Annotated in this window: 22 protein-coding genes; 11 read left to right on the forward strand and 11 right to left on the reverse strand. The window is 73.1% G+C overall.

The genetic code is table 11. The features are described 5' to 3' along the window. Nucleotides 1-34: 34 nt before the first annotated feature. From budA to ACFYWM_RS15570, 6 genes are all read right to left on the reverse strand, one after another. On the reverse strand, nt 35-850 hold the full coding sequence (budA, locus tag ACFYWM_RS15545) for an acetolactate decarboxylase (RefSeq protein ID WP_389914537.1): 816 nt from the start codon (nt 848-850) through the stop codon (nt 35-37). A 27-nt stretch (nt 851-877) separates the two neighbouring features. After that, nucleotides 878-2,575, reverse strand: coding sequence for an acetolactate synthase AlsS (alsS, locus tag ACFYWM_RS15550; RefSeq protein WP_389914540.1), 1,698 nt, complete (start codon nt 2,573-2,575; stop codon nt 878-880). A gap of 350 nt (nt 2,576-2,925) precedes the next feature. Next, entirely contained in the window at nt 2,926-4,125 is a 1,200-nt protein-coding gene (locus tag ACFYWM_RS15555; protein ID WP_389914543.1) for a CynX/NimT family MFS transporter, read from the reverse strand. Nucleotides 4,126-4,229: 104 nt separating this feature from the next. Then, nucleotides 4,230-5,690, reverse strand: a complete 1,461-nt coding sequence (locus ACFYWM_RS15560) for a benzaldehyde dehydrogenase (RefSeq protein ID WP_389914546.1) — start codon at nt 5,688-5,690, stop codon at nt 4,230-4,232. 82 nt (nt 5,691-5,772) lie between these two features. Then, a complete protein-coding gene (locus tag ACFYWM_RS15565; RefSeq protein ID WP_389914549.1) occupies nt 5,773-6,000 on the reverse strand; it encodes a hypothetical protein in 228 nt (75 codons plus the stop codon). A 158-nt stretch (nt 6,001-6,158) separates the two neighbouring features. After that, entirely contained in the window at nt 6,159-6,398 is a 240-nt protein-coding gene (locus tag ACFYWM_RS15570; protein WP_389914552.1) for a hypothetical protein, read from the reverse strand. A 264-nt stretch (nt 6,399-6,662) separates the two neighbouring features. Between ACFYWM_RS15570 and ACFYWM_RS15575 the strand changes: the two genes are divergently transcribed. The 5 genes from ACFYWM_RS15575 to ACFYWM_RS15595 all read left to right on the forward strand — a co-directional run bounded on the left by ACFYWM_RS15575 (nt 6,663) and on the right by ACFYWM_RS15595 (nt 11,656). Beyond that, the gene (locus tag ACFYWM_RS15575; RefSeq protein WP_389914555.1) at nt 6,663-7,844 is read left to right on the forward strand and encodes a thiolase family protein; all 1,182 of its coding nucleotides are present in this window, start codon (nt 6,663-6,665) and stop codon (nt 7,842-7,844) included. Nucleotides 7,845-7,872: 28 nt separating this feature from the next. Then, nucleotides 7,873-9,240 (forward strand): 3-carboxy-cis,cis-muconate cycloisomerase, encoded by a 1,368-nt coding sequence (pcaB, locus tag ACFYWM_RS15580; protein ID WP_389914558.1) that lies wholly within the window; start codon nt 7,873-7,875, stop codon nt 9,238-9,240. Between the two features lie 29 nt (nt 9,241-9,269). Further along, a complete protein-coding gene (gene pcaC / locus ACFYWM_RS15585) occupies nt 9,270-9,797 on the forward strand; it encodes a 4-carboxymuconolactone decarboxylase (RefSeq protein WP_389914561.1) in 528 nt (175 codons plus the stop codon). Then, nucleotides 9,781-10,587, forward strand: coding sequence for an IclR family transcriptional regulator (locus tag ACFYWM_RS15590; protein ID WP_389914564.1), 807 nt, complete (start codon nt 9,781-9,783; stop codon nt 10,585-10,587). The genes pcaC and ACFYWM_RS15590 overlap by 17 nt, the downstream gene beginning before the upstream one ends. A gap of 79 nt (nt 10,588-10,666) precedes the next feature. Further along, nucleotides 10,667-11,656 carry a LacI family DNA-binding transcriptional regulator gene (locus ACFYWM_RS15595; RefSeq protein WP_389914567.1) on the forward strand — a complete coding sequence of 330 codons (990 nt, stop codon included), beginning with the start codon at nt 10,667-10,669 and terminating at the stop codon, nt 11,654-11,656. A gap of 48 nt (nt 11,657-11,704) precedes the next feature. Here the strand turns inward: ACFYWM_RS15595 and ACFYWM_RS15600 are convergent, their stop codons facing one another. Then, entirely contained in the window at nt 11,705-12,637 is a 933-nt protein-coding gene (locus ACFYWM_RS15600) for an SDR family oxidoreductase (protein WP_389914570.1), read from the reverse strand. 104 nt (nt 12,638-12,741) lie between these two features. Here ACFYWM_RS15600 and ACFYWM_RS15605 point away from each other — a divergent pair, with 104 nt between their 5' ends. The 5 genes from ACFYWM_RS15605 to ACFYWM_RS15625 all read left to right on the forward strand — a co-directional run bounded on the left by ACFYWM_RS15605 (nt 12,742) and on the right by ACFYWM_RS15625 (nt 16,731). Next, nucleotides 12,742-13,443 carry a TetR family transcriptional regulator gene (locus ACFYWM_RS15605; RefSeq protein WP_389914573.1) on the forward strand — a complete coding sequence of 234 codons (702 nt, stop codon included), beginning with the start codon at nt 12,742-12,744 and terminating at the stop codon, nt 13,441-13,443. Between the two features lie 240 nt (nt 13,444-13,683). Further along, nucleotides 13,684-14,232, forward strand: coding sequence for an EXLDI protein (locus ACFYWM_RS15610; protein WP_389914576.1), 549 nt, complete (start codon nt 13,684-13,686; stop codon nt 14,230-14,232). A 125-nt stretch (nt 14,233-14,357) separates the two neighbouring features. Continuing rightward, nucleotides 14,358-15,329, forward strand: a complete 972-nt coding sequence (locus ACFYWM_RS15615; RefSeq protein ID WP_389914578.1) for an ATP-binding cassette domain-containing protein — start codon at nt 14,358-14,360, stop codon at nt 15,327-15,329. Further along, complete coding sequence (locus ACFYWM_RS15620; protein WP_389914581.1) at nt 15,326-16,129, forward strand: ABC transporter permease; 804 nt, start codon at nt 15,326-15,328, stop codon at nt 16,127-16,129. Before ACFYWM_RS15615 ends, ACFYWM_RS15620 begins: the two co-directional genes overlap by 4 nt. A 29-nt stretch (nt 16,130-16,158) precedes the next feature. Next, the gene (locus ACFYWM_RS15625) at nt 16,159-16,731 is read left to right on the forward strand and encodes a DUF1707 domain-containing protein (RefSeq protein ID WP_389914584.1); all 573 of its coding nucleotides are present in this window, start codon (nt 16,159-16,161) and stop codon (nt 16,729-16,731) included. 26 nt (nt 16,732-16,757) lie between these two features. Here ACFYWM_RS15625 and ACFYWM_RS15630 read toward each other — a convergent pair whose 3' ends face one another. Beyond that, nucleotides 16,758-17,969 carry an MFS transporter gene (locus tag ACFYWM_RS15630; protein WP_389914587.1) on the reverse strand — a complete coding sequence of 404 codons (1,212 nt, stop codon included), beginning with the start codon at nt 17,967-17,969 and terminating at the stop codon, nt 16,758-16,760. 66 nt (nt 17,970-18,035) lie between these two features. Between ACFYWM_RS15630 and ACFYWM_RS15635 the strand changes: the two genes are divergently transcribed. After that, nucleotides 18,036-19,022 (forward strand): ArsR family transcriptional regulator, encoded by a 987-nt coding sequence (locus tag ACFYWM_RS15635; protein WP_389914590.1) that lies wholly within the window; start codon nt 18,036-18,038, stop codon nt 19,020-19,022. A gap of 157 nt (nt 19,023-19,179) precedes the next feature. Here the strand turns inward: ACFYWM_RS15635 and ACFYWM_RS15640 are convergent, their stop codons facing one another. The 3 genes from ACFYWM_RS15640 to ACFYWM_RS15650 all read right to left on the reverse strand — a co-directional run bounded on the left by ACFYWM_RS15640 (nt 19,180) and on the right by ACFYWM_RS15650 (nt 24,364). After that, nucleotides 19,180-19,962 (reverse strand): SDR family NAD(P)-dependent oxidoreductase, encoded by a 783-nt coding sequence (locus tag ACFYWM_RS15640; RefSeq protein ID WP_389914593.1) that lies wholly within the window; start codon nt 19,960-19,962, stop codon nt 19,180-19,182. 335 nt (nt 19,963-20,297) lie between these two features. Beyond that, on the reverse strand, nt 20,298-21,074 hold the full coding sequence (locus tag ACFYWM_RS15645; protein WP_389914596.1) for an AMP-binding protein: 777 nt from the start codon (nt 21,072-21,074) through the stop codon (nt 20,298-20,300). Nucleotides 21,075-21,853: 779 nt separating this feature from the next. Beyond that, nucleotides 21,854-24,364, reverse strand: a complete 2,511-nt coding sequence (locus tag ACFYWM_RS15650) for a tetratricopeptide repeat protein (RefSeq protein ID WP_389914599.1) — start codon at nt 24,362-24,364, stop codon at nt 21,854-21,856. Between the last annotated feature and the right edge of the window lie 201 nt (nt 24,365-24,565).

Raw genomic sequence — 24,565 nt, forward strand, 5'->3', positions numbered from 1 at the left:
TGATGCGGCCCGTCCCGGAGGGTGGGGAACCGCCTCAGCCGCCGCCGGGACCGCCCCCTTCCGCCCTTCTCGTCTCGGCGTCCACGTCGTGGCCGGTGAGGTCGGCGTTCATGAACTGCGGCGTGCGGGGGAGGCTGAGACGCAGTTCGGCCTCGGTGCTGATCCGCAGCGTCGCCCGCCGTACCGTGACGTCGATCACGTGGCCGCCGCCGGTGCGTCCGGCGTCCAGGAAGTGCAGGTGGTACCCGGCGACCGCGATCCCCTGCGCGTAGTCCGGCGTACGGAAGCCCGCGACGGTGCCTTCGACGTCGGTGAAGGTGGTCAGGCGCTGGTCGCGGGTGGCCTCGACCAGGGGCGGGTAGGGCCGGTGCTGCCTGGCCACGGTGCGGGTGGTCACCCGCGCGAACAGCCCGTCGAGGCGTACCGCGTAGAAGAGGTTGCGCCCGGCGGCGAGCCCGTCGCACAGCGACTCCAGCTCCGCGCGCGACATGCCGGGGCCGACCTCGGCCTCCCGGTCGGCGCGGAAGAAGGTGACGGCGGCGAAGGGGGTCTTCTCCGCGGGATCGGCCGGGACGGCGGTGCCGTCCGGGCGGAGATGGTGGAACCGGCCGTCGAACCCCACGAGCTCGCCGTCCAGCCCGTTGAAGGTCCCGAGGCCGAAGTCCCCGTGTCGGCGCAGCTCGCCGATGGTGAGGTCGCCCTCGTACACCCCGTCGAGGAGGGCGTCCATCGTGGAGGACTGGAAGATCTCGCGGGCGCGGGCGGTGTCCCGGTGCAGGGCGCCGCCGACGTCGCGGTGCGCGAGGAAGGCGCGCAGCAGTCCCCCCAGGAGGTCGTGGTGTCCGTTCATCGTGCCGTCACCCCTCCCGGGAGGATGTCACTCGAACGACTCCAGGCGCAGAACCGCCGCGAGGCTCTCGTTGTCGCCGTAGTCGACCGGCACGTCGACGACGACGGGCCCCGGAGTGTCGATGGCCCGGCGGAGCACGCCGGGGAGCTCGTCCGCGGAGGTCGCCCGCATCCCGGTCGCGCCGAAGCTCTCGGCGAAGCGCACCGTGTCGATCGGGCCGAAGTCGACCCCCGACGTCCGCCCGTACTTCAGCCGCTCCTGGAAGGCGACCATGTCGTAGGTGCCGTCGCGCCACACCAGATGCGTGAGGTCGGCGCCGACGCGCACGGCGGTCTCCAGCTCCATCGCGGAGAAGAGGAAGCCCCCGTCGCCGGAGACGGACACCACCTTGTGGCCCGGCCGCACGAGCGCGGTGGCGACGGCCCAGGGCAGTGCCACGCCGAGCGTCTGCTGGCCGTCGGAGAACAGCAGGCCGCGTGGCCGGTAGGTCCGGAAGTGACGGGCCATCCAGATGTAGTGGGAACCGACGTCGCAGACCACGGTGGCGTCGTCGTCGACCGCCTCCCGCAGGGCGCGGACGATCCGCAGGGGATGGATCCGGCCCGGACGGGACTCGGCGGGCGCGGCGTCCAGCTCGGCGAGCCTGGCGCGCAGCGCGGCGACACGGGCCACGGCGCCGCGGGCGGGAGCGAGCCCGTCCAGCCGGTCGGCCAGCGCCGTCACGGTCGCCGCCACGTCGCCGCGCAGCTCGATCGACGGCCGGTAGCGGTTGTCGATCTCCGCCGGGCCGTCGTCCAGGTGGACGATCTCCGGTCCTGGGCCGGGGCCCGGGTTCCACAGCCCGGGGTCGTACTCGACGTGGTCGTAGCCGACGGCGAGGACGAGGTCCGCCTGGCCCAGCGCCTCGTCCCCCGGCTGGTTGCGGAACAGGCCGACCCTGCCGAGGAAGCGTTCCTCCAGGTCCCCTCGCGGCACCACCCCGGCGGCCTGGAAGGTCTCCACCACCGGCAGGCCGGTACGGGACATCAGGTCGCGCACCGCCTCGGCCGCGTCCGGGTCGCCGGTCCGGGCCCCGAGGAGCACGACCGGCGTCCGTGCCCCCCTGACGGTGTCCGCGGCCCGGTCGATCGCCTCCGGAGGGGCGGCCCCGAGCCGCGGCACGTCCGGCGTCCCGGCGGGAGGCTCGGTGGCGGCGTCGGCGAGGAGGTCCTGCGGGAGGATGACGGCCACGGCCCCGCGAGGCGAGGTGGCCGCCGCCCGGCAGGCGTTCGACACGACCTCGGGCAGGGCGGCCACGTCGTCCACCTCCCAGGTGAACTTGCAGACCGCCCGGAGCAGGCCGGCCGAGTCCATCGACTGGTGCGTCCGCTTCAGCCGGTCGGCGCGGGGCACCGCCCCGGCGAACGCGACGACCGGGTCGCCCTCCGTGGTCGCCGTCGCCAGGCCGGTGGCCAGGTTGGAGGTGCCGGGTCCAGAGGTCACCAGCACCACGCCGGGCCGTCCGGTGAGCCGTCCGGCCGCCGCCGCCATGAACGCGGCGTTCTGCTCGTGCCGGCACACCACCAGCCTCGGCCCGGCGTCGAGCAGGGCGTCGAACACCGCGTCGATCTTGGCGCCCGGGATCCCGAAGACGTACTCGACCCCCGACATCTCCAGGCAGCCGACCAGCAGGTCGGCGCCGGTGGCGGGAACCCGCCTCACGAGCCGGCGCGCCGTCACGGCCATGTCCCCACCTCCCCGTCCGCATGGTGAGAGGTCCCTGTGACCCAGGGTCCCGTCGCGAGTCGCAAAGAGTGACGGCCACCCTGGATCCGGGTGGACGCGATGCCGTACGGCCTGCCGCCGATCACGGCCCCGCCGTCCGGCCGGCCGGTGACGGTCCCGTCCAACGCTACGCGCCCGCCCAGGAAGCCACAAGAGGCCCCTCAACCCCGCTGACCAGCGCTTTTACGGCACGTACGTCACGCCGGAAAGGGTGGAAAGGGCGGAAGGCCGGCTTCCCGGCGCGGGCCAGGCCGGGGAGGATGAGCCCCGTCGCGGGCGAGATCGGGGAGCGTGCCGGGCCGGGAAGCGGGTCAGGCCAGGGAGGGTGATTCCTCGGCCGGTCGGGGCTCGCCCGCGCCGGACGGCGCGACCGGGCGCCCGGCCAGGAAACCGGCCGCCAGTTGCAGGCCGCACGCGCCGAGCCCGGCCAGCAGCGGCAGCGTCCAGCCGCCCGAGAGCTCGTGGAGCGCGCCGATCAGTAACGGCCCGAGCGCGGCCAGCGTGTAGCCGACGGACTGGGCGACGGCCGACAGCGCGGTCACCGAGACCGGGTCGGGCGCGCGGAGCGTGATGATGAGCAGGGCGAGCGCGATCGAGGCGCCCTGCCCCACCCCGAGGACGATCATCCAGAGCCACGGCAGGGTGGCCGGGGCGATCAGCACGCCGAGGTACCCGGCGACCGTGAGGACGGTCGCGGTGGTGACGTACGGCACCTGCGACCGGGCCCGTCCCGCGAGCACCGGGACGGTCAGGGTGGCCGCCACCTGGGCCAGGTTGGTGAGGCTGAGCATGTATCCGGCCTGGTCGGCGGGGAGCCCCGCGTCCTTGAAGATCGTCGGTATCCAGGCCAGCATGATGTAGAAGGTCAGCGACTGCAGGCCCATGTAGACGGTGACGTACCAGGTCACCCGGCTGCGGAGCAGCTGGGCGAACGGCCTGGGCGCGGCCTCCGGGCGGGCGGGGCGGCGCAGGGCCTGGGGCAGCCAGAGCGCCGCGGCGGCCAGTGCCGGGATCGCGGCCATCGCGGTCACCTCGCGCCAGCCGAGCCCCGTGGCCCGCTCGATCGGGACCGCCGAGCCGGACGCCATCGCGGCGCCCAGCACCAGGCCGGAGACGTAGATCGCGGTGAACGGCCCGACCCGCGAGGGGAAGTGCTGCTTGACCACGCCGGGCATCGCGACGTTCATCACGGCGATGGCCGTACCGGCGACGGCCGCGCCCGCGTAGAGCGCGGGGACGCTTCCCACGCTGCGCAGCGCCACGCCCGCGGCCAGGATCAGCAGCCCGGCCATGAGCGTGCGGTCCAGGCCGAAGCGGCGGGCGAGCAGGGGGGCGAGCGGGCCGAGGACGCCCAGGCAGACCACCATGACCGTGGTGATCGCCCCTCCCCCCGCGGCGCTCAGCCCGAGATCGTCCATGATCTCGCCCAGCACCGGGGAGACGCCCGCGAGCGCGGGCCGCAGGTTGAGCGACGCGAGCACGAACCCCGCGATGAGCAGAACCCGCGACACCCATGACACCGGCGACACCCGCGACACACTGACCCCCCGTTCGGACATTGCCCAACTCTCCCATAAGCCTCACAGAGCACCAGAGGGGGAGGTTATTCAACGCATCAGAAGGGATACGTCGCGATATTTCCTTGCATAGTCACCCAGCGCGTCTCGGTGAAGGCCTCGATGTTGGCCCGTCCCCCGCCGAAGCGCGAGCCGGTGCCCGACGCGCCGACCCCGCCGAACGGGGCCACCGCCTCGTCGTCCACCGTCTGGTCGTTGACGTGCACGATCCCGGTGGGAACGAGGTCGGCCAGCGCCAGGCCGCGCATCGCGTCACGCGTCAGGATGCCCAGCGACAGGCCGTACTCGCTGTCGGACGCCAGCGCGGCGGCCTCCTCGATCGTGGAGAACGGCAGCACGGGCGCGACCGGGCCGAACACCTCCTGGACGTACGCGGGCGCGCGCGGGGGCAGGTCGGCCAGGACCGTGGGCCGGTAGAAGAGCCCCTCGTAGGTGCCGCCCGCCGCCAGCCGCGCCCCGGCGTCGACGCTCGCGGTGACCAGGCCGTGGACCTTGTCCCGCTGCCCGGCGTCGATCAGCGGGCCGAGCGCGACCTGCCCGCCCGCCGGGTCGCCGACCGGCAGGTGGTCGGCCTTCTCCGCGAGCCGCGCCACGTACTCCTCCGCGATCGAGGAGTGCACCAGGTGGCGTCCGGTGGTCATGCAGATCTGCCCCTGGTGCAGGAAGGAGCCCCAGGCGCCCGCCGAGACCGCGAGGTCCAGGTCGGCGTCGTCCAGGACGATCAGCGCGCTGTTGCCGCCGAGCTCCAGGTGGGCCCGCTTGAGCAGCCGCCCGCACGCCTCGCCGACCGCGCGCCCCGCCGAGGTCGAGCCGGTGAAGGAGATCACCCGTACCAGCGGGTCGCCGACCAGCGCCTGCCCCGCCGCCACCCCTCCCGGCAGCACCTGGAGCAGCCCGGACGGCAATCCCGCCTCCTCGAAGACGCGGGCGAGGACGACACCCCCGGAGACGGCGGTGCGCGGGTCGGGCTTGAGGATCACCGCGTTCCCCAGCGCGAGCGCCGGGGCGACCGACCGGATGGCGAGGACCAGCGGGAAGTTGAACGGGGAGATCACCCCGACCACCCCGGCGGGCACGCGCCGGGCCAGGCTGAGCCGCCGCTTGACGGTCGGCAGGATCTCCCCCAGCGGCTGGGAGGCCAGCGCGGCGGCCTCGTGACACTCCTGGGCGGCGACGTGTGTCTCCACGCCCGCCTTGGGGCGGATCGACCCGGCCTCGCGGACCAGCCAGTCCTGGATCTCCTCCGCGTGCTCCTCGAACAGCCCGCCCGCCCGCCGCAACACGGCCGCCCGCTCCTCGAACGAGGTCGCCGCCCACTCCCGCTGCGCCCGTACGGCGAGCACGGCCGCCGCCGCCACGTCCTCGGCCCCGGCGACCCCGACCCTGCCGAGCTCCGCGCCGGTGGCGGGCTCGACCACGGCCGCGTCACCCGCGCGCGAGGTGACCCATCCGTCCCCGAAAACCTGCCCGGCCCACTTCGTGGCATCCATAAGCGGCATGGTGTCTCCTTCGTCGTTCTCATCATGGCGAGGTGCGCGGTCGTCACCCGGCCCTGTCCTTCACTTGGCTGTCACTCGGCCGTCACGGTCGGAAGTCCGGGTCGGGCACGACCGCCACGTCGAGCGGCAGCGGTTCGCGTCGCCCGGCCGGTCCCGGGACCACCTCGTCCAGCGCGCCGGCCGGCTCGCGGTAGGTCTCCACCCGCCGCGCCGGGCACCCCGGCGACCTCGCCAGGGCCGCCATGCGGACCTCGGTGAACGGCGGCCAGGGGGCCTTGCCCGCGCCGGCCCGCTCCGCCGGCCGGTCCATGACCGCCCCATGACCGAGTACCGGCCGTTGGCGAGCACCACGAACAGCGTCCCCACCCCGTAGTGCGCCGCGCTCCACAGGGCCTGGACGCCGTGCGGCGCGGAGCCGTCGCCCACGACCGGCACTCCCGCGCGGGCCGTTCCACCCCGTGTCGCGGGTCAAGGGATCAGCGCGGCCACGCCGGCCCTGCTCCTGAGGACACCGTCCCCCTGCGCCAGGTCCGCGATCGCCTGCACCGGCTCGCGGTCGATCTCCGTACCCCACCTGGGCAGGTCGATCCCGGCGATCGCCCTGTCCTTGGCGTCCTTGGCGTCCTTGGCGTCCTTGGCGTCCTTGGCGGGTTGCCCGCCCGAACCACACGCGACCGCGCCGGTCAGGACGGCTGTGGGACGGTGCACAGGACCTCCCGAGAGGGGAAGAACGCGAGGGGTGACGTTCGTTATACGAACAATGATTCTCCGGACGAACGGGGCATATCGCGGAAGTTACGCCGTCGATGTCAAGTGTGTCAAGGAATCGCGAGCCTCCGAGTTGACCGTCGGAACGGCGGATCAGTATGTTCATTCTGAGAACATTCGTTCATATAACGAACAAACACTCCGGAATCACGTCACCCGAGCACCGGAGCGGCCGAAGCACCGGGCGGACAGGAGTCTCCGACCTTGAACGACGTCTACATCCTCGACGCGGTCCGCACCCCCATCGGCCGGTACGGCGGCGCGCTGTCGGGCGTCCGCCCCGACGACCTGGCCGCGCACGTCGTCCGCGCGCTGGCCGACCGCGCCCCCGCCCTCGACCCCGCCGCCATCGAGGACGTGTTCTTCGGCGCGGCCAACGGGGCGGGCGAGGACAACCGGGACGTCGCGCGGATGGCCGTGCTCCTGGCCGGGCTGCCGGTGACGGTGCCCGGCACCACCCTCAACCGGCTGTGCGGCTCCGGCCTGGAGGCGGCGATCGCCGCCTCCCGCGCGGTGGCCGTGGGCGACGCGTCCCTGGTGGTCGCCGGGGGCTCCGAGTCGATGAGCCGGGCGCCGTGGGTGATGCCCAAGCCCGCGCGGGGCTTCGACCGGGGAGAGCGGACCCTGCACGACACGGCCCTCGGCTGGCGCATGGTGAACCCCCGGATGCCCGCCGAGTGGACGGTCGCCCTGGGCGAGGGCGCCGAGATCCTCGCCGACCGCTACGACATCGGCCGCGAGGCCCAGGACCGGTTCGCGCTGCGCAGCCACCGGCGCGCGGCGGCGGCCTGGGAGCGCGGTGTCTTCGGCCGCGAGGTGGTCCCGCTCGACGCCCTCGACCACGACGAGTCCGTCAGGGCCGACTCGACCGAGGAGTCGCTGTCCCGCCTGAAGCCGGTCTTCCGCTCCGGCGGCACCGTCACCGCGGGAAACGCCTCCCCCCTCAACGACGGCGCCGCCGCGCTGCTCGTCGGCGACGAGGCGGGGGCCGCCCGGTCCGGGCGAGCCCCGCTGGCCAGGATCGTCTCCCGCGCGGTGGCCGGCGTCGAGCCGCACCTGTTCGGCATCGGACCGGTCGACGCGGCCCGTACGGCCCTCAAGCGGGCGGGCGTCGGCTGGTCCGACCTGAGCGCGGTCGAGCTCAACGAGGCGTTCGCCGCCCAGTCGCTGGCGTGCCTCGCCGAGTGGCCCGACCTCGACCCCGAGATCGTCAACGTCAACGGCGGCGCCATCGCGCTCGGCCACCCCCTCGGCTCCTCGGGGGCGCGCATCCTCGGCACCCTCGCCCACGAGCTGCACCGCCGGGGCGGCGGGTACGGCCTGGCCGCCATCTGCATCGGCGTGGGCCAGGGACTGGCCGTCGTCCTTGAGGGAATCGGTTCCTGAGCGGCGTCCGAACCACCCGGAGGTGGACATGACCTCTCCCGCCGAGCCCCCGGCTCCCGCGGCTCTCACGACCGGGGGCCTGTTCTCCGGGATGTTCGCCAGGGGCGCGACCCCGGCGGAGGTGTCGGACGTCGCGTGGCTCGCCGCAATGCTGGACGCCGAGACCGCGCTGGCCCGCGCGCAGGCCGGGATCGGCCTGGTCCCGGCCGAGGTGCCCGCCGCGCTGGCGGAGGCCTGCCGCCCCGAGTTCTACGACGTCACCGAGCTGGGCGAGCGGGCCGCGCGGACCGGCAACCCCGTCATCCCCCTGGTCGCCGCCCTGCGGGAGCGGATCGAGCCCGGCCTGCGGCGGTTCGTCCACTACGGCGCCACCAGCCAGGACATCAACGACACCGCCGCCATGCTGGTCGCCCGCCGCGCCCTCGCGCCGATCCTGGCCGACCTGTCCGCCTGCGCGGACGCCTGCGCGCGGCTGGCGTCCGAGCACCGCGGCACCGTCATGGCAGGACGCACCGTCCTGCAGCACGCCGTGCCCGTCACGTTCGGGTTGAAGGCGGCGGGCTGGCTGAGCGCGCTGGACGGCTCGCGGACCGGGCTGGCGGAGGTTCCGCTGCCGGTCCAGTACGGCGGGGCGGCGGGCACCCTGTCGGTCCTCGGCGACCGGGGCCACGAGGTGCCGCCGCTCCTGGCGGCCGGGCTGGGGCTGGCCGAGCCGGTCGTCCCCTGGCACACCGACCGTACCCCTGTGGCCCGGCTCGCCTGCGCGCTCGGCACCGCCGCCGGGACGCTCGCCAAGGTGGCGAACGACGTGAAACTGCTCGCCCAGACCGAGGTGGCGGAGGTCGCCGAGCCCACCGGCCCCGGCCGGGGCACCTCCAGCGCGATGCCGCACAAGCGCAACCCGGTGGGCTCGATGTCCGTGCTCGCCTGCGCCCAGCGCGTCCCCGGGCTGGTCGCCTCGATCCTGGACGGCATGGTCCAGGAGCACGAGCGCGCGGCGGGCCCTTGGCAGGCCGAGTGGGAGACGCTGGGCGAGCTGCTCCGGCTGACCGGCAGCGCCGCCTCCTGGCTCCGCGAGGTGCTGGAGGGCCTGACCGTGGACACCGCCCGGATGCGCGCCAACCTCGGCGCGACCCGCGGGCTGCTCATGGCCGAGCAGGTCGTCGTACGGCTCGGAGGCACCCCGGAGGCCCGGCGGCTGGTGGACGCCGCCTGCGCCCGCGCCGCCGAGGAGGGCGCGGAGCTGCGGGAGGTCCTGCTCGCCGACCCCGGCGTCCCCCTCACCCCCGGGGAGATCGACGCGGCCCTCGACCCGGCGGGCGCCCTCGGCTCCGCCTCCGCCTTCGTCGACCGGGCGCTCGCCGCCCACGAGAACCTCACCGGAGCCGGAACATGAGCGAACGGGACGAACGGGAGAGCGGGTACATGAGCGAGTTCACAGGCGAGAAGACGGACGGCGCGAACGGGCAAGCGGCCGAAGAGAACCACCCGAACGGGGGCGCCGCCGAAGGAGCGGACCACACGAACGAGGGCGCGCCCCAGGAAGCGACCCGCGTGAACGGCTGGGCGGCCGGGGACGCGACGCGCCGGGCCGTACTCGGCGACGAGCACGTGGACCGCGCCGTCGCGGGCACCACCCCGTTCACCGCCGACTTCCAGGAGTTCATCACCACCTACGCCTGGGGTGAGATCTGGACCCGTCCCGGCCTGGACCGGCGCACCCGCAGCTGCGTCACGCTGGCCATGCTCGCCACGCTCGGGCACGAGCAGGAGCTGGCCATGCACGTCAGGGCGGCGCTCCGCGTCGGCCTGACCGAGGAGGAGATCAAGGAAGTGCTGCTGCAGACCGCGATCTACGCGGGCGTGCCCGCCGCCAACCGGGCGTTCGCGGTGGCACGGGCGGCGCTAGAGTTCGACCGGAACGAGGAGGGCGGGGATGGTCGAACCGGTTGACCGTGGCTCTGACCACGTGCAGTCGCTGGCACGCGGGCTCTCGGTGATCAAGGCGTTCAGCGCGACGAGCCCCGAGCTGACGCTCAGCGAGGTGGCCCGCGCGACCGGCCTGACCCGGGCCGCGGCCCGGCGGTTCCTGCTGACGCTCGTCGACCTCGGCTACGTCAGGACCGACGGGCGGCTGTTCGCGCTCTCCCCCCGCGTCCTGGACCTCGGGTACGCCTACCTGTCCAGCCTCTCGCTGCCCGAGGTGGCCGAGCCGCACCTCGAACGCCTCGTCGCCGAGGTGCACGAGTCGGCGTCGGTGGCGGTGCTCGACGGCGAGGACGTCGTCTACGTGGCCCGGGTGGCCACCAGCAGGATCATGCGGGTGACCATCAACATCGGCACCCGCTTCCCGGCCCACTGCACCTCGATGGGCAGGGTGCTGCTGGCCTGGCTGCCGCCCTGCGACCTCGACGCCTATCTCGGGAACGTCGAGCTGCACAGGTTCACCCCCAGGACGATCACCTCCCCCACCGCGCTCGGAGCCGAGCTCGACAGGGTCCGCGCCCAGGGCTGGGCCATGGTCGACCAGGAGCTGGAGGAGGGCCTGCGCTCGATCGCCGTCCCGGTGAGGGAACGCTCGGGGCGGGTGACCGCCGCGATCAACATCTCCTCCCACGCGAGCCGTACGACCTCCGAGTCCGCCCGCCGCAACCTGCTCCCGCCGCTGCTCGCCACCGCCGCGCGGGTGGAGGCCGACCTGCACGCCTCGGGCGTCAAGGGCAGCGCCCTCTCTCCCCGCTGACCCCGACCACCGCCCCCTTTGACACGTCACCTTGATGACAACGTTGTCACCGCGCCGAACCTGGGCGATGATCGGGGCCGTGACAGAGAGTTCGCGGGGACGTCCCACCATGAAGGACGTCGCGGCGCTGGCCGGGGTGGCGCTGAAGACCGTCTCCCGGGTCGTCAACGACGAACCGGGGGTCAACCCCGCCACCGCCGGGCGGGTGACGTCCGCCATCGAGCGGCTCGGCTACCGGCGCAACGAGAGCGCCCGCGTCCTGCGCCGGGGCAGGACCGCGAGCGTCGGCCTGGTGATCGAGGACGTGGCCGACCCCTTCTACGCGGGGTTCAGCCGCGCGGTCGAGGACGTGGCGCTCCGGCACGGCTCGCTGCTGCTCAGCGGCTCCTCCGGGGAGGATCCCCGGCGCGAGCGGGAACTGGCGCTCGCCTTCTGCGCCCGCGGGGTCGACGGCCTGATCATCGTGCCCGCCGGGACCGACCACGACTACCTGCGGCCCGAGCTCGACGCGGGCGTCGCCGCCGTCTTCGCCGACCGGCCGGGCGGGCTGGACGCCGACACGGTGCTCTGCGACAACGCCGGGGGCGCGCAGGCGGGTGTGGCCCACCTGATCCGGCACGGTCACCGCCGCGTCGCCTTCGTCGGCGACAGCGCGTCCATCTTCACCTCCGGCGAGCGCCTGCGCGGCTACCGTCGCGCCCTCGCGGAGGCGGGCCTGCCCTTCGACCCCTCCCTGGTCGCGACCGGCCCGGCCCGGCTGGCCGGGTCCGCCCTGGCCCGGATGCTCTCCGGCGAGCACCCGCCCACGGCGGTGTTCACCGGCAACGGCCGGATCACCGTGGCCGCGCTGCGCACGGGACACCGGCCCGCCCTGGTGGGTTTCGACGACTTCGAGCTGTCGGACCTGCTGGACCCCGGCGTGACCGTGGTGGCCCAGGACCCGGTCCGGCTCGGCGGCACCGCCGCCGAACTGCTCTTCCGCCGCCTCTCCGGCGACCTCGGCCCTCCCGAGCGGATCGAGCTGCCGACCCGGCTCGTCCCCCGGGGCTCGGGAGAACTCCCGCCGTGACGGGCCTTCCAGCGATCAAAGCGGTGAAGGCGGAGGCGGTGAAGGCGGTCAGGCGATGTGGGCGGGCAGGGCGACGCCGGTGAGGCGTTCGGCCTCGGCCCACAGCCGGGCGTTGGTCCCGGCGTCGAGGGCCCTGCGGGGCGGCCGGGCGGTGACGGTGGGGCCGACCAGGCCGAACCGCCCGCCGGGGCCGTAGTAACCCCCGGCGACGGCGCCGGGGCCGGTCGCGGCGTACAACAGCGGCTCGGTGCCCTGCTCGACGCCCTGCGAGGGCAGGAGACCGTCGAAGGCGCCGAGCAGGACCGACAGGCGCGACCTCCTGCCGCCACCGAGGCTCGCGCCCGCAGTCTGCAGGTTCGTGCGCGTGTAGCCGGGATGGGCGGCGGTGCTCAGCAGGTTCCAGCCGCGCCGTTCGGCGAGGGCGGCGAGGTGCCGGGTCAGCATGAGGTCGGCGAGCTTGGACTGGGCGTAGGCGCGGTTGGGCCCGTAGCGGCGCTCGCACTGGAGGTCGTGGAAGTCGATCCGGCCGAAGTGGGCCATGCCGCTGCTCATGGTGACCACGCGCGGCGCCGGGGCGGCGAGCACCGTCGGCAGGAGCCGGACCGTGAGCGCGAAGGGGCCGAGGTAGTTGCTGCCGAACTGCAGCTCGAAGCCGTCGGCCGTGGTCATGCGGACGGGCGGGGCCATCACCCCGGCGTTGTTGACGAGCAGGTCCAGCGGGGTTCCCTCGGCGACGATCCCGTCGGCGAACTCCTTGACCGAGCCCAGGTCGGCCAGGTCGATCCGGCGCACCTCCAGCCGGGCGTGCGGGTGCCTGGCCAGGATCTCGGCGCGGGCCCGCTCGCCCTTGGCGACCGTGCGGACGGCCATCACGACGCGCGCCCCGGCGTCGGCGAGGCGCCGGGCGGCCTCCCTGCCCGTGCCGCTGTTGGCCCCGGTGACGACGGCGAACCTCCCGCTCTGGTCGGGTACGGCGTACATGGCGACTCCTTCGGACTCCATTTAGAGACTGACGGTCTGTTGTCGTGGACGTTAGCAGACTGATGGTCTCTTAACAAGGGACCGCCGGTCTGTAGACTGCCGGGATGACGACGTTCCAACGCGCGCGCAGCGAGGAGCAGCGTGCGATGCGCAGGCGGGCGATCCTGGACACCGCCGCCGCGATGCTGGCCGAGATGCCGGTGGCGCGGGTGAGTCTCAACGAGCTGAGCCGCCGCGTCGGCCTGGCCAAGTCGAACGTGCTGCGCTACTTCGAGTCCCGCGAGGCCGTGCTGCTCGAACTGCTCGACGTCGCCTCCCGGGAATGGCTGGAGCGGCTCGACGGCGCGCTCACCGCCGCGGTCGGCACCGGCACGCCGTACGAGCGCGGCGACCAGGTGGCCGCCACCCTCGCGGCCACGCTCGCGGACCGCCCGGTCCTGTGCGACCTGGCCGCCTCCCAGGCCGCGGTGCTGGAACACAACGTCTCCCCGCACGTCGCCGCGCAGTACAAGCGCGCCGCCGTCGCCAACGCCGTCACCCTGAGCCGCCTGGTCGGCGCACACCTCCGCGAGCTCGGCGAGCACGACGCGATGAGGCTCGCCGCCGCCACCGTCATGGTGACCGGCGCCGTGTGGACCCACTCGCGCCCGGCCGTCGCGATGCTGGCCGCCTACGAGGCCGACCCGTCGCTGGCCGCCATGCGACTGGACTTCACCACGGCCCTCCGCGAGACACTCGAAGTCCTGATCACCGGTCTTCTCGCCCGCCCGTCCCCCCGAGACGAGGCGCAGCCCGGACCGTCGTGACGCGGGCCGGCGCGGGATCGGCCCTGACGGCTGCGGACATACCGACCTCGTCGCCGGTTCGGGGAGTTCGACATCGTCCCGCACCCCGCGCGTACGACCGCCTCACCCGCCCCTGACAGGGCCTCGCACCCCCCGGCCATTCACCGGAAAGTCGCGACATAACGCGAAATTTGATGAAGGGCTTGCCGTGCGCCCCACTCTATACGTAGCCTTATACGTATACGGGATGAGGATGGAACGATGCCCAACAAAACGATCTACGTCTCGGACGAGGACCTGCCGCTGTTCCAGCGGGCCCAGGAACTCGCCGGGGGCAAGCTGTCGACGGCGATCAGCCTGGCGCTGCGGCGCTACGTCGAGATGGAGGAAGGCCGCCAGGAAGGCTACGAAGAGATCATCATCCAGGTCGGCCAGGGCGGCACGGGCCGCAAGCAGCGCTTCTCCGGGGTGCTGCTCGGCGAGTGGGGACGCACGACGGGCAGCCGGATGGAGATGTTCCGGGTGTACCGCTCGCGCAAGGACAACTACGTCCTGCACGTGGACCGCTCGCCCGACTGGACGGACAGCCTGACCTCGGGAGCCGACAACTGGCTGGAGGGCCTCCTGTCGCGCGGCGCGTGGCGGAGCTATCTCGGGCTCGCCGACTCCAGCTGGGGCTTCGTCCAGGGCGAGTCCACGCTTGAGGTCGTGAACACCTTCCAGGAGCTGCGCGGCAGGATCCCGGACGAGTTCTACGACCTGATCGCCGACATGGCCGAGCGTCCCGCCGTGGAGGACCTCGACATCTAACCCCGTCCACAGAACGCAACCGGACGGTCGAAATGCGACCGCCCGCTACCCCGTCACGCCCTCATCCCCCCTCATCCCCCCTCATCCCCTCTCGTCCCATGGAAACGACCGAAGGAGAGACCCGCATGCCCCCCGCAGTCACAGCCGAAGGGCTGGTCAAGAAGTACGGCGACGTCGTCGCCCTCGACGGGCTGGACCTGTCCGTACCCCAGGGCACGGTGTTCGGCCTGCTCGGCCCCAACGGCGCGGGCAAGACCACGACCGTGCGAATCCTGACCACCCTCCTGAAACCGGACGCGGGCCGCGCCACGGTCGCCGGGTTCGACGTCGTCGCCGACGCGCACCGGCTGCGCGGCCACATCGGCGCCTCCGGCCAGTACGCCGCCGTCGACGAGCACCTCACCGGCGCCGAGAACCTGGAGATGGTCGGCCGCCTCTACCACCTCGGCGTCAGGCGCAGCAGGGAGCGGGCCCGCGAGCTGCTGGAACGCTTCGACCTGACCGAGGCGGCCGACCGCCCCGTGGAGGGTTACTCCGGCGGCATGCGACGCCGCCTCGACCTGGCCGGGGCGCTGGTCGCCAACCCGCCGGTGCTGTTCCTCGACGAGCCCACCACCGGCCTCGACCCCCGGGCCCGCACGAGCCTGTGGGACGTCATCTCCGAACTCGTCGCCGACGGCACCACCGTGCTGCTCACCACGCAGTACCTGGAGGAGGCCGACCGGCTGGCCAGGACGATCGCGGTGGTCGACCACGGCCGCGTGATCGCGCTCGGCACCGCCGACGAGCTCAAGGACCTGGTCGGCGGCGACCGCGTCGAGCTGACCGTGACCAGCGCGACCGACCTGCGCGTCGCGCGGCGCGTGCTCGCCCCGCTGGCCGTGGGGGAGACGCGGGCCGACGACGTCACGCTCCGGCTGACGGTCCCGGTCAACGGCGGCACGGCCTCCCTCACCACGGCCCTGGGCCACCTGGCCGCCGAACGCGTCGCCGTACGCGACGCCGGGCTGCGACGGCCGACGCTGGACGAGGTGTTCCTCACCCTCACCGGACACCAGGCCGGCGCCCCCACCACGACGAAGGAGCACGCCCGATGAACACCCTCCAGATGGCGATCGCCGACGGCATGACGATCACCAAGCGCAACGTCCTCAAGATCAAGCGAGCACCCGACCTGCTGGGCGGCGTGATCATCCTCCCGATCGTGTTCGTGGCGCTGTTCGCTTACGTCTTCGGCAGCATGATGAACCTGCCGGGCATGTCGTACCAGGAGTACATGATCCCGGGAATCTTCGTCCAGACGATCGTGACGAGCGCGCAGATCACCGGCTACACGCTCACCCAGGACCTGCAGAAGGGCATCTTCGACCGGTTCCGCACGCTGCCCATGTCCCCCTCGGCGGTGCTGACCGGCCAGACCTCCAGCGACGTCCTCATGAACGCGAGCAGCGTCGTCGCGATGACCCTCGTCGGGCTGGTCGTCGGCTGGCGCATCCACTCGGAGCCCCACCGGGCCGCGCTGGGCTTCCTGCTGCTCCTGCTGTTCTCGTACGCGTTCTCGTGGGTGACCGCGACGGTCGCGCTGGCCCTGCGCAAGCCCGAGATCTTCAACAACATCGCCACCATCGTGTCGATGCCGCTGGTCTTCCTGTCCAACGCCTTCGTCGACAGCACCCGCCTGCCCGGGCCGCTGCAGGTCGTCGCCGAGTGGAACCCCGTCTCCACGGTCGTCCAGGCCACCCGCGAGCTGTTCGGCAACACCAACGCGGCCATGCCGGTGCCCGACGCCTGGCCGCTCCAGCACGCGGTGCCGATGACACTGCTCTGGTCGGCACTGCTCCTGGTCGTGTTCGTGCCCCTGTCCATCCGGCTGTACAAGAGGGCGGTCAGCCAGTGACCCGGCCCGACGGGACGGAGCGTGCGGTGATGAGGACGGAACCGCGGACACGTGCCTCCGACGGGGAGCGCGACGGTGTCGTGCACCGCCTCCAGCAGGCGTTCGCCGACGGTCGCCTCGGCTCCGCCGAGATGGAGGAACGGGTCGAACGCGCGCTCACGGCGAGGTTCCACGGCGACCTGCTGCCGCTGGTCGCCGACCTGCCGAACGCCCTGGACCACCCGGACTCCCCGAACTCCTCGGACGACGTGCTCCGGCTGACGTCCGGTGGTCGTATCAGGCGGTCGGGCGACTGGCAGGTCCCGCGCGTGCTGAGCGTCGAGTCCGAGTACGGCGGCGTGCGGCTGGATCTCTCCCGGGCCCTCGTCCGGCACCCGGAGATCGACATCAGGCTCCGGCTCCCCTACGGCTCCGCCACGATCCTCCTGCCCCCCGGCGCGACCGCGAACACCGACGGGGTGCGCACCGTATGGGGCAGCGTGACCTGCGCGCTGCCCGGCCGCGCGCACCCGGGCAGGCTGCACGTCCGGGTCACCGGGGAGCTCGAATACGGCCGCCTGCGCGTCCGCACCTCACACCTCCGGCCCGGCACCCGGCGATGAGACCGTGACAGAGACGTGGAGCGCTGTCACGCGGGCCGGGCTCCAGCGCCTCTCAGTGACCGGTGCAGGACGAGCGAGCAGAGGACGGTCGCGGCTCCGACGAGGACGATCGCCGTGTGCGGGGAGGTCAGCTCGGCGGCGGCCCCCGCCAGGGCGCCGCCCACGGCCTGGCCGGTCATCATTCCCGCCGAGGCCAGGCCGAAGGCCTGTCCCCTGACCGGTTCGGGGACCGCGTCCACGAACCACCGCTGCAACCCGAGCTGGCAGGCGGTCGACGCCGCCGTGGCGAGCAGCACGATCAGCGCGGCTCCCGCGAGTCCCGGCCGGGCGGCGAAGGCGAGCAGGGGAAGCCCCGACACGACCGCGAAGGGAAACGCCAGCCGTTCCCTGCCGGTGGGCGAGACGAAGCGGCCGACGACGAAGTTCCCGGCCGCCAGGCCGACGGAGGCGGCGGCGAGCGCGAGCCCGGCGGTGTTCCCCAGGTAGGGGACCATCATCGCCTCGGCCCCCACCACGAGCGAGATCGGCAGCCACTGCGCGAGCAGCAGGCCGCGTACCCTGCGATCGGCCAGCAGTGCCCGGTTCACCCGCAGCGTCTCCCGTACGGCACCCTCGCCCCCCGCGTCGTCGACGCCCGCGTTCCTGGCCGGGAAGTCGGGCAGGCCGAAGCGCAGTACCAGCGCCGCCAGGACGGACAGCCCGGCGGTGACGGCGAGCGCCCCCTCGGGCCCGGCGAGGGCGAGGATGGCGCCACCCGCCGCCAGGCCGCCGATCTGGGCCCCGGCGGACGTCACGTTCAGCACGGACCTGGCCAGGACGAACGCGTCGCCCGGCAGAAGGTCGGGCAGGAGGGCGCTGCGCGCCGCGCCGAAGACCGGCGAGAACAGCCCGGTGGCCAGGACCAGGACGAGCATCGCCCAGACGGGCAGCCCCGCGAAGGCCAGGAGGACGCAGGTCACCACCCGCAGCAGCTCACCGGCGACCATCAGCGCGCGCGGGCGGATCCGGTCGGCGAGCGAGAGCAGGAACGTCCCGCCGACGATGTAGGGAAGGAAACCCACCATGTACGCCGCCGCCGACAACCCCGGCGAGCCGGTCCGCGCGTAGACCAGCGCCGACAGGGCCAGCATCTTGACCTGGTCCCCCGCCACCAGCAGGGTGAAGCTCCCGAACAGGACACGGAACTCCCGGCTCGCGAAGACCTCCGTGTAGGTCGCGCCGCGCTCTTGTGTGGTCATGGACACGATGGTGGGAGGCTCCCGGACGGCTGGCTAAGCTTTCGGATATATCCGAAAGGTCGTTTCATGGTCTTCCGCATCGAGGTCACCCCGCAGGACATCATGGCCAGCAGGTTCGCCATCTCCCCGCTCATCGTGACCAAGGACGCGCTCTGGATCCTCTCCGGCAGGCGGGAGGCCGGGGAGTGGCGGGCGTGGGCCGGGAGGATGCGGGAGCCGTACGGGAGGCTGCTGCTCACCCACCCCGGGCTGGGCGCCATGGTGGCGCTGTTCCGCGAGCTGCACTACAACGCCGACTTCCCCGCGCCGCCGCCGACCGGGGTGAACACCCCGTTCGAGACGGAACTCGCGGCGGTGCGCGCCACCCCGGCGGCACGGGCGCACGCCGAGATCGCCAGGAACCTGGAGGGGATGCCGCGCCTCCCGGAGCCCGTCAGGGACGTGCTGTTCTCACCGGACGTCGTACGGCTGTTCGCCGAGGCGCTGGGCGCGGTCTGGAAGGAGATCGTCTCCCTCGCGTGGCCGCGCTTCCACGCGATCCTGGAGCGGGACGTGGTCCAGCGGGCGGGCCGCCTGGCGACCTACGGCTGGGGTGCGGCACTCGACGACCTCAGCCCCCGGGTCCGATGGCGTCCCGACGGCGCCATCGAGGTGCTCTCCAGGGGCACGGACGAGACCTACCGGCTCGACGGGCGCGGTCTGCTCCTCATGCCGACCGTGTTCCCCGTCGGGGTCGGCTCCTACCTGGAGAACCACTGGCCGTACGCGATCAGCTATCCGGCCCGGGGCACCGGCATCCCGCCCGAGACGCCGGACGGCCTGGCCGGGCTGATCGGCAGGACCAGGAGCCGTCTCCTGCTGGAGCTGGCGACCCCGGCGACCACCACCCAGCTCGTGAGCCTGCTGGAACTCAGCCTGGGGACCGTGGGCGGCCACGTCTCCGCCCTGCGCAGGGCGGGCCTGGTCACCGGCAGCCGCACCGGCCGGGGCGTCCTGTACCACCGCACCGCGCTGGGCGACTCCCTGGTCGACCCCTCGGGCCTGCGGCCCTGAGGAGCCGGGACATCGGAACCGGTTCGGCCTTCCAGGACCGCCGGGTCGCGGAGCCGCGCGAGAACCGGTCGTCCCGAGGACGAACGCGGGCGGCCCGGACCACGGAGGCGCCCGGTTCCGTCCGCGACGGCGCGTTCAGGCCGTGTTCAGGCCGCGTTCAGGCCGCGTGCGACGGGAGCGGGACGCCGGTCAGGTTGGCGCACGCGTCGAGGAGGCCGTCCTGCACCTCGGGCGACCGCGCGGCGGGGTGGGCGAAGCACGTCTCCTGGTGGTGGAAGTAGCCGCCGGTCACCATGGCCTCGGGGTCCTGGCTCGTGGCCAGCCACACCTGCGTCACGGGGCCCAGGGAGAGGTCGTCGGGCGCGCCCGGACCTCCCATCCTCGTCGGGACCCAGCCGGGTTCGAGCGCGTTGGACAGCACGTCCGGCCACCGGCGGGCGACCGCGAACGCGAGGACGACGTCGAGCAGCTTGCTGTCGGCGTACGCCCGCGAGCCGTCCCAGTTGCGGGTGTTCCACTGGAGGTCGTCCAGCTTGGGGTCCCCGCCGCGATGCATGCCGGAGCTGAGGTAGACCAGCCGGGCGGGCGGGGTGATGAGTGCCGTGAGCAGGTACGGGGCGAGCACGTTGACCGCGAACACGTGGGCCAGGCCGTCGGCGGTCTCGATCCTGCTCGGCTCCCGGTATCCGACGGCGGCGTTGTGAATGATCGCGTCGTAGCGGCCCAGTTCGTCGGCCTGGACCGCCACGGAGCGCATCCCCTCGATGGTGGTCAGGTCTCCGACGAGGACGGCCTCCGCCTCCGGCAGTGCCTCGCGCGCGTCGTCGGCGCGGGTGTCGTTGCGCGCGTGCAGCGTGACGCCGTGGCCGTCGTGAGCCAGCAGCCGGGCGGCCATCAGCCCGAGGCCGTCGGTGGAGCCGGTGATCAGAATGCGCGCCATGAGAACGATCCCCCTCGCAGAACATGCTGGTCGTTAACTACCCACGGGGAAGGCGCGCACGCCGCCGGGCACACATCCGGCCAGGTCAGTGGCCCCGTACGGCAGCCCGGTCAATCTTTCGAAACCCCGGGAGACCGGAGGCGCCGCGCGGGCGTCGCCGTCCGTCAGGGATTCGCGAGGCGCCTTGGGCACGCGGGAAAGCCCCGGCCGGACGAACACCCGAGAACACCTCGGGGACGCGGAAAGACCCCGGACGAACACTTCGGACACGCTGGAACACCACGGACGAACGCCTCAGGAACGTCTCGGACCCGCCGGGAACCCGGGCGGAGACCTCAGACGCGCTGGACGGCCCCGTCGGACAACGCCACGACGGTGACCCCGAAGTCGTGGATGGTCGCCGACAGCTCGTCGGGCGAGAGGCCGGGGGCCACGACGACCAGGGAGCCGCGCATCAGCGCCAGCCCGATCAGGGTCGTCATGGCCAGGCTGCACCTCAGGGGCCAGGTCACCAGGAGGACGTCGGACTTCTCCAGCTCGACACCCTCGTCGAGCACGCTCATCCGCACGATCAGGTCGTGGTGGGTGTGCACGCCCCCGTCGTCGACCAGGAGGGCGGGCTGCACCGCCGGGTCGAGGAAGGGCAACGGGACGGGCTCCAGGAGCAGCAGGTCGGCGAAGTCGACGGTGTCACGGGCCTGGCCGAACGCGATCACCTGCCGGACCCGCGAGTCCTCGACGGCCCGCAACGACGCGTCCGCCAGGCGCGGGGTGGTGATGAGCAGCCGCGCGTCCCACTCGGCCAGCAGGTCGGCCATCTCGTCGCATCCGGAGGCGATCGGCGCCGCCACCCCTCCCGCCGCGATGACCGTGTGCACCGCCAGCGTCTGGGCCACCGCGCTGTCCACGTGGATCCCGGCCACCTGGCGCCGCCGGGCACCCCGCCTCACCAGGCCCGACGCTCCCCGCGTCACCTCAGCGGCCAGCCGGCGGTAGCCGTACACCACTCCGGCGCCGAGGTCGATCAGCGCGGGCCGGTCACCTCGACCGTGCGCGTAGCCGAACACCGCCTCGGTGAGGGTGCAGCTGGTGGACGGAGAGGTGGGTCTCATTCCGCCGACGGTAGGGCCGCCCCGCGCACGCGGGCATCCGCAGATGTATGTAGATGACTGTGTATTCGGTCCTCACCCCCCGGCGACGCCCGATTTCCCCGCCCTGAACGGGCTTCCGGTCCCCTCGTACGGTCCTGGATTCCCCCTCGTATGGCCCCCGATCCCCTCTTCGCGCGGCCCCTGATTCCCCTTCGTGCAGCCTTCGGTCCCCTTTCCCACGGCCTTCCGGTTCTCCCCTGAGACACCCCGGTCCCCCGGCCGGCACCCGGTTCCCGCTTCGCGGGCCCCGACGCGCCGCGGTGAAGAAGGTGAAGCAGGAGAAACCGGGAGAAGAACCCGGAGAAGCGCTGGGCGGGCCCGAGCCCTGCGCGACTCGAGCCCGCTGTCGCGTGACCCATGGCCCAGGCCCCCACCCCTCCGAGGAGACCTCGGCCATCAACGGGGACACGCGACGTCCGCAGCGTGCTCGACCGAGACGCCCGGGATGGTGTGGACCTACCGTCCCGGACCGGAACTGTGACCGGCACGGTGCGGAAGGCTGGACGTCATCGGTCGAACACCAGGAAAACGTACGGTGCGCTGCGGGTACGACACATGCTCCGGACTGCGTATCCCGGGATGTATCTTCACGGCCGTGAATGTGTAGCCCGAAGTATGTAGCACTCGGCGGAACTCACGGGCTCCGGGCGGGCCCTGTGAGCCGGGCGAACGTGCGAGCCGGGCGCGCCCTGTGAGCCGGGCGAACGTGCGAGCCGGGCGCGCCGGAGCCGGGCGGCCCGCTAGGAACGGTTCTGCTCGATGACCCAGGTGGCGACCTGTGTGCGGGAGGAGAACCCGAGCTTGGCCAGGATGTTGGCGACGTGCCGGGCCGCGGTGGCGGGACTGATCACCAGCTCGTCGGCGATGGCCTTGTTGCTCATCCCCCTGGCGATCAGCTCGGCGATCTCCCACTCCCGGCAGGTGAGCGTGGTCATGGGAGCGACGACCGGATGCTTGCCGAGCAGCGCGGGCGTCTCGTACGGCTCGTCGAACTGCAGCGCGTAGCGGACCGCCTGCTCCTGCGACATCTCCTGGCCGTGCGCCCACAGCTGCGCGACCAGCGCGTCGCCGAGGCGCATCCGGGCGGGCTGGAGCAGCTCCTCCATCCGCGCCCCGAACCCGGGCGGCGGCAGCACGGCGCCGCCCATCGCGCTCCTGATCGCGGCGGAGGCCCCGGCCAGGCGCACCGCCCGGCGGTCGTCCTCCTCGGCGAGCGCGAGCTGCGCGAGCGTCTCGATGCGGCGGGCCACGCCGAGCCGCTGGCCGGTCCCGATGCAGAGCCGCAGGCTCTCGATCAGCCTGCCCCGCGCGGTGGCGAGGTCTCCCTGGGCCAGCGCGATCCGGCCCAGCCCCGACAGGCAGGTGATGGCCTGCCAGTGGGCGGTGATGTCCTGGAGCATGTCGAGGGCGCGCTCGTAGTGGGCGCGGGCCTCGGCCAGGTCGCCGCGGAGCCAGGCGACCTGGGCCAGGCCGATGAGGGCGACCGGCGCGGCCCAGTGGTTGTCGAGCTCGTGGGCGATGGCCAGCGCGGCCTCGAAGGAGCGCTGCGACTCCTTCGCCCTGCCCTCCGACAGCGCGAACGTGCCCTCCATGGACCGGATGACCGTCTCGTGCCAGGGGTCGTCGACCGTGCGCACGGCCTCCAGCGCGTCGTCGAGCAGGGACCTGGCCCTCTCGGGGCGTCGCTGGTAGATGGCCACCCAGGCGAGGATGGCGAGCGAGCCGCTGAGCGGTCCGTACAGGCCCGCCTCGCGGCACGGGTCGACCGCGGCGGCGCAGGCGATCTGCGCGGTGTCGGGATCACCCTGCCCGAAGGCCACCTGCCCGCGCAGCGCGAGCGCGTCGCCGCGCACGCACGGCGTCAGCTCCCCGGGGCCGGCGTCGAGCAGGCGGTCGAGCCACTTGTCGGCCGGGGTGAACCTTCCCCCGGCGATGATCGGCCAGCGCAGCAGGATGAGGAGGCGCAGCGCGCTCTCGGGGTCGCCCGCGGACTCGACCGACCAGCGCACCGCCGCCCACACGTTGGCCTGGAGCTCGTCCAGCATGACCAGCATCGGGCAGATCTCGGTCCAGGCCGGGCGGGGGCGCCGGACGATCGTCTGGTGGATCCGGGCGGCGACCTCGATCATGTGGTCGCGGTGCAGCCTCCGGAACTCGGGCTCCTCGCCCGAGGCGTCGAGCTGCTCGGTGGCGTACTCGCGGATCGTCTCCAGCATGCGGTAGCGCGTCTCGCCCGCCACCTCTGCGTCGGCCAGCACCAGCGACTTGTCGACCAGGTCGCAGAGCACCCCCAGGACGTCCTCCGCCCACAGCGCGTTGCCCGCGCAGACCTGCTCGGCCATGTCGAGCGTCCATCCGCCGGTGAAGACCGCCAGCCGGCGCAGCAGGATCCGCTCGGGCTCGTTGAGTTGCTGGTAGCTCCAGTCGACGGTCGCCCTGAGCGTCTGCTGCCTGGCCGGGGCCGTCCGGTCGCCCGCCGACAGCAGCCGGAACCTGTCCCTGATCCTGGCGTTGATCTGCTCCACGGTCAGCACCCTGCACAGGGCGGCGGCGAGCTCGATGGCGAGCGGCATTCCGTCGAGCGCCTCGCAGAGCCCGGCGATGTCGGCCGCGTTCTGCTCGGTGACGGAGAAGGCACGCGAGGCGGCGGTGGCGCGGTCGGCGAAGAGGCGCACCGCCTCGCTGGTGCCGAGGAAGAGCCGCACGCCCTCACTGGTGCCGAGGTCGTGGCCGTCGCTCCTGGGCAGGGTGAGCGGCGGCACCCGCCACACGGTCTCCCCCGCCACCCGGAGCGGCTCGCGGCTGGTCGTGAGCACGCGCACGTCGGGGCAGACGGTGAGCACGGCGCGACAGAACCTCGCGGACTCCTCGATGAGCGACTCGCAGTTGTCCATGACCAGCAGCAGCCGCCGGTCGCCGAGCGCGTCGATCAGGGTGTCGGCCAGCGCCCGGGACGGCTCGGCCTTGACCCCGAGCACGGCCGCCACCCGGGGCTCGATCTGGTCGCCGCGGACCGCGTCGGCCAGCTCGACCAGCCAGACCCCCCCGGGGAACTCCCCCGCCACCTGGCTCGCGACCCGGACCGCCAGCCTGCTCTTACCGATGCCGCCCGCCCCGCAGAGCGTCACCACCCGGGCGACGCCCAGCAGGTCGGTGAGTTCTTCCACGTCGGCTTCACGCCCCACGAAGCCGTTGGGTTCGAGGGGGAGGTTGCCTCCGGTGAGGGAGGCGTGTGCGGTGTCCTGGGTCATCGGCTCTTAGGAGAGGTCGCGGGTAGAACCGTCACAGAAAGTGTGACATCAATTACCGAACCATGCCCACTCTTAGACCTTTTCCGGCCTATGTGATTCCCCGCGCCCGCTCCCTCTCACGCGCCGCCCCGCGCCGCTCCCTTTCACACGCCGCCCCGCCGCGCCCCGCCCCCGCCCCGGCGTGACCGCCCACGGCCATCC

Source organism: Streptosporangium sp. NPDC002721 (assembly GCF_042888905.1).
Lineage (GTDB): Bacteria > Actinomycetota > Actinomycetes > Streptosporangiales > Streptosporangiaceae > Streptosporangium.